At 63.0% G+C, this 2,452-nt stretch carries 2 protein-coding genes; both read right to left on the bottom strand.

Annotation, left to right across the window (positions count from 1 at the left end):
- On the bottom strand, nucleotides 1-651 hold a 651-nt coding region (locus AC1DY5_RS51365), incomplete at its 3' end, for an ABC transporter substrate-binding protein (RefSeq protein WP_478121973.1).
- Nucleotides 652-813: 162 nt separating this feature from the next.
- A partial coding sequence (locus AC1DY5_RS51360; RefSeq protein ID WP_478121972.1) for a 3-(methylthio)propionyl-CoA ligase occupies nucleotides 814-2,452 on the bottom strand: 1,639 nt, incomplete at its 5' end.

The raw sequence follows: 2,452 nt of genomic DNA, 5'->3' as shown, positions 1-2,452 counted from the left end.
GTCCTTGACCTGCCCGAGGGGGTGCAGATCATCGCCCACGATCTGGACGTCCGGCCGCTTGCGCGCCAGCCCTTCCTTGAAATACTTGGCGACCTGCTGGCCATGCGAGTAGTTCTGGTTGATCAGGTAGACCTTCTTGACGTTCGGCTGATCTTTCATGAAGGTGGTCAGCGCCTCCATCTTCATCGAAGTGTCAGCGTCGAGTCGAAAGTGCCAATAGTTGCACTTGTCGTTGGTCAGGACCGGGTCGACTGCCGCGTAGTTCAGATAGATGATTTCCTTGCCAGGGTTGCGTTCGTTGGCCTTGCCGACCGCATCGGACAGCGGCACCGCGACGTTCGAACCGTTGCCCTGCGTGATGTAGCGGTAGCCCTGATCGCTGGCGGACTTCAACAGATTCAGCGCCTCCTGCGGGGAACTCTTGCTGTCCATGCCGGTGATCTCGAACTTGACTCCGGCCGGATTCTCTTCCGGCGTCAGGTGCTCGGCCACGAACTGCCAGCTCTTGAGCTGGTTCTGACCGACGTTGGCGAAAGGTCCCGAAAGACCCTCGATCATGGCGATCTTGACGGTTTCGCCCTTCTGGGCAAATGCCCCCGCGGCAGAGGCCAGCATCACGCTCGCAGCAAGGAACTTGAGTGCAAATTTCATGGAAGTCGTCTCCTGGATCGGTGGTCGTTCAAACACGGGCTGAGCGTACAAGTCTTTGCAGGAGCACCCCTCAGGGAATGCCCGTAACGGGCGCGCGCAGGCTCTCAAACTATCACCCATGCGACACGCGCCCGATAAAAACCTACCCGTCAGTAGCTTCCCTCAGAGGCCCGGTAGCTTGTAGTCGCGCAGCACTTCGCGCAGGCGGGTCTTCAGGATCTTGCCGGTGGCGCCGATCGGGATCGCATCCAGGAACACCACGTCGTCGGGAATCTGCCACTTGGCTGTCTTGCCCTGGAAGAAGGCGATCAGTTCGTCGCGCGAGACCTCGACGCCGGGCTTCTTCACCACCACCACGATCGGCCGCTCGTCCCACTTAGGATGCGCCACGCCAATGCAGGCGGCCATCGCGATCGCCGGATGCGCGACCGCGATGTTCTCGATGTCGATCGAACTGATCCATTCGCCGCCGGACTTGATCACGTCCTTGCTGCGATCGGTGATCTGCAGGAAGCCGTCGGCGTCGATGGTCGCGACGTCGCCGGTCGGGAACCAGCCCCGGCCCTCGGCATCGGGCACCAGCGGGTTGCCGCCTTCGCCCTTGAAATACTCTTTGACCACCCACGGTCCCTTGACCAGCAGGTCACCGTAGGCCTTGCCGTCCCAGGGCAGTTCCTCGCCGTTGCCATCGATGATCTTCATGTCGACGCCGAAGATCGCGCGTCCCTGCTTCATGCGGATGGCGGTCTGCTGCTCGGGTGTCTGGAGCAGGTGCTTGTTCTTGAGCGTGCACAAGGTGCCCAGCGGCGACATCTCGGTCATGCCCCAGGCGTGCAGCACCTCGACCCCGTAGAGTTCCTGGAAGGCGTGGATCATGGCCGGCGGACAGGCCGAGCCGCCGATCACGGTGCGCTTCAGGGTCGAGAACCTGAGGCCGTTGGCCTGCAGATGTCCGAGCAGCATCTGCCAGACGGTCGGCACGCCGGCGGCGAAGCTCACCTTCTCGGCCTCGATCAGTTCGTAGACCGATTTGCCATCCAGCGCCGGGCCGGGAAACACCACCTTGGCACCGACCAGCGCGGCCGAATAAGGGATGCCCCAGGCGTTGACGTGGAACATCGGCACCACCGGCAGCACCGAATCGCGCGCCGAGATGCACATGACGTCGGGCAGCGCCGCGGCATAGGCATGCAGCAAGGTCGAGCGGTGGCTGTACAGGGCAGCCTTGGGATTGCCCGTGGTGCCGCTCGTGTAGCACATGCTCGAGGCCGAGTTCTCGTCGAAGGACGGCCACGGGTAGACCTTCGAACGCTGGCCCATCCAGACCTCGTAGCTCACCAGGTTGGGCACGCCGCTGTCAGCCGGCAACTTGTCGGCATCACACAGTGCAATCCATTTCCGGATCGTGGTGCACTTGGCATGAACCGCCTGCACCAGCGGCAGGAACGAGAGGTCGAAGCAGAGGATCTGGTCCTCCGCATGGTTCGCGATCCAGGCGATCTGGTCGGGATGCAGCCGCGGGTTGATGGTGTGCAGCACGCGGCCGGAACCGCTCACGCCGTAGTACAGCTCCAGGTGGCGGTAGCCGTTCCACGCCAGCGTGGCGACGCGGTCGCTGAAAATAAGCTGCTCGTCCTCGAGGGCGTTGGCCACCTGGCGCGAGCGCGCGGCGATCTCGCGCCACGTCGTCCGGTGGATGTCGCCTTCGACCCGCCGCGAGACGATTTCGGCGTCGCCATGGTGGCGCTCGGCGAACTCGATCAGCGACGAGATCAGCAACGGTTGGTCCTGCATCAAACCC

It is taken from the genome of Variovorax sp. P4_D9 (assembly GCF_056401695.1).
This window is presented reverse-complemented; position numbering and strand designations above follow the sequence as displayed.